The sequence below is a fragment of the Streptomyces phytophilus genome (assembly GCF_013870535.1).
GTDB lineage: Bacteria > Actinomycetota > Actinomycetes > Streptomycetales > Streptomycetaceae > Streptomyces > Streptomyces phytophilus.
The window spans coordinates 1-2,502 of sequence record NZ_JACBXC010000902.1; the positions used below are offsets into that span (position 1 = coordinate 1).

A 2,502-nucleotide genomic window follows, 5' to 3' on the forward strand; every position below is an offset into this window, starting at 1 on the left:
GCGTCACCACCCCTCCCACGGGGAGCAGCAGCACCACGGCGGGCGGGAGCGCCGGCACCAGCAGCGGGGGCGAGAGCACCACGGGGGGCGGCAGCAGCGGCGGCGGCACATCGGGCAGCACCGACGGCGGCGCCACCACCGGGGACACGACCACCGGCGGCACCACCCCGCCCGACGACCCCGACCCGCCCGACGAGGACGACACCCGCGACAGCCTCCTGTGCCTCGACGTCGACCTCGCCCCGATCCTCCGGCTCGGCCTATGCCTCCTGTGAGACAGCCGGCAACAGCGGCACGACGTTCCCGCCCGGCGCCGGCGGCGCCATCGCGTCCTCCACCGCGGCCGCGATGTCGTCATCGAGCCCGAGCACGAGGTGCCCGTACCGGTCCACCGTCGTCGTGATGCTCTCGTGGCCCAGCCGCCGCTGGATCGCCGGGAGCGGGATCCGCGCGGCGATCAGCCACGAGACGTGCGTGTGCCGTAGGTCGTGGATGCGGGGCTTTTTTGTCAGGCCCTTCTCGATGGCGCGCTCCACCGCCGGCTGCCACTTGCGGTGGTAGAAGTTCGAGTGCCGCCAGTGCCGCCCCGTGCGCGTCCTGAACACCCACGCCTCCGGGCCCTGCCCGGCCACCAGCCGCCGCACCGTGTCGAGTTGGGTCGCCGTCAGCTTCAGCACACGGCGCGCCCGCCGCGTCTTCGGCGGCCCGACAAGGAACGACTTCTCGCTGCCCTTCTTCGCCCGCTTCCACGCCCGCACCACGCTGACGGTGCCCGCGGCCAGGTTGATGTCCCGCACCTGCAACGCGGTCGCCTCGCCCCACCGCAGGCCCGTCCCCACGAGGAAGTCGGCGAGGTCCCGGGCCCCAGGGTCGGTGATCTCGTTGGCGACGCGGGTGTATTCGTCGCGTTCGAGGAAGGTCATCTCCTCGTCGGTGCCGTCGTCGAGCCGCGGGAGCTTCGTGCCCTTGCAGGGGTTGCCCGGGCGCAGCGGCGGGGTGTGCTCGACCGCGGCTTGCATGACGCAGAAGAGGAGCCCGTGCCGGTTGTGGAGGCTCTTCGGGCTGGCCGGCCGCGTCACCCATTCCTCCGGCTCGTCGGGGTCTCGTACGCCGTTCTCCTGGAGGCGCACCCAGTCCTGTACGTCGTCGGCGGTGAGGTTGCAGACGGTGGCGGGGGTGACGGCGCCGTGGACGGTGGTGTGCTGGAGACGGGCGAGGTGGAGACGGATGTCGCGGTGGTAGTCGTCGCGGGTGCGTTCGTCGATGCCGGTGAGGCGGTCGGCGTAGCGGGTGGCCCACTGCACGAGGGGGACGTCATCGGGGTGGGCGGGGTCCTCGACGAAGCCTCGGCCGCGGACCCAGCCGGGCGGCCACTTGTTGCCGTGGGCGTCGACGATGCGCTTGAACTCCGCAGCCTGGTTCTCGTCGGCGAAGTTCTCGCTCTGCCACGCGCCGTCCTGGCGCCATTTGACTTGATAGGTGATCTCGCCGCCCTTCTTGGGGCGGGGAACGATGCTCGCCATGAAGTGGGATGGTACGACCGTTTTTCAAGGTCATGTTCCCGTGATGTTCCCAAGGGTTCGGGCATGACGAAGCCCCGACCTGTTTCCCCAGGTCGGGGCTTGATCACCAAGGGTGAGTGACGGGACTTGAACCCGCGGCCACCTGGACCACAACCAGGTGCTCTACCATCTGAGCTACACCCACCGTGAGCTGATGCTTCCGCACCGGCCGACTAGAAGTGTACAGGGTCGCCGGCGGTGCTCGCTTCCGGCTTTCACCGTGCCGCCGGGTGCCGCCGGGTGCCGCCGGCGGCCCCGTTACGAGCCGTCCGACGCCAGGGTGTGGCGGGCCGCGATGGCCTTCGCGGTGTCCGAGTCCGGGCCCGGTGGGGGGACGAAGACCGCCTCGCGGTAGTAGCGGAGTTCGGCGATGCTCTCCCTGATGTCCGCCAGGGCCCGGTGGTTGCCCGCCTTCTCGGGGCTGTTGAAGTAGGCCCGCGGGTACCAGCGGCGGGCCAGCTCCTTGACCGACGAGACGTCCACGATGCGGTAGTGCAGGTGGCCCTCCAGGTGCGGCATGTCCCGGCTGAGGAAGCCGCGGTCGGTGCCGATGGAGTTGCCGCACAGCGGGGCGCGGCCGGGCTCGGGGACGAACTCGCGTACGTAGTCGAGCACCTGCCGTTCCGCGTCCGCCAGGGTGGTGCCGCCGGCCAGCTCGTCGAGCAGGCCGGAGGCGGTGTGCATGGCGCGTACGACGTCGGGCATGGAGGCGAGGGCCTCGGCCGGGGGGCGGATGACGATGTCGATGCCGTCTCCGAGCACGTTCAGCTCGGAGTCGGTGACGAGCGCGGCCACCTCGACGAGCGCGTCGTCCCTCAGCGACAGGCCCGTCATCTCGCAGTCGATCCAGACCATCCGATCGTTCATGGACCTCACCCTACGTGCCGGTCCCGCTGTCCCGGCACGGTCGCCCGCCGCACCAGTGCGCCCCGGAGCCGCG

3 protein-coding genes and 1 tRNA gene are annotated in these 2,502 nt (G+C 71.1%); 1 reads left to right on the top strand and 3 read right to left on the bottom strand.

Annotated elements, in window-relative coordinates; translation table 11 throughout:
- The coding region (locus tag H5J30_RS26900) for a hypothetical protein (RefSeq protein WP_181789921.1) at nt 1–275 on the top strand (275 nt) is incomplete at its 5' end.
- On the opposite strand, the gene H5J30_RS26905 is transcribed toward H5J30_RS26900, so the two are convergent.
- The 3 genes from H5J30_RS26905 to orn form a co-directional block, all read right to left on the bottom strand.
- Nucleotides 261–1,523, bottom strand: a complete 1,263-nt coding sequence (locus H5J30_RS26905) for a tyrosine-type recombinase/integrase (RefSeq protein WP_181789922.1) — start codon at nt 1,521–1,523, stop codon at nt 261–263. The genes H5J30_RS26900 and H5J30_RS26905 overlap by 15 nt on opposite strands.
- A gap of 111 nt (nt 1,524–1,634) precedes the next feature.
- Nucleotides 1,635–1,707, bottom strand: a tRNA-His gene (locus tag H5J30_RS26910).
- 113 nt (nt 1,708–1,820) lie between these two features.
- Nucleotides 1,821–2,429 (bottom strand): oligoribonuclease, encoded by a 609-nt coding sequence (gene orn / locus H5J30_RS26915; protein ID WP_181789923.1) that lies wholly within the window; start codon nt 2,427–2,429, stop codon nt 1,821–1,823.
- Nucleotides 2,430–2,502: the final 73 nt, after the last annotated feature.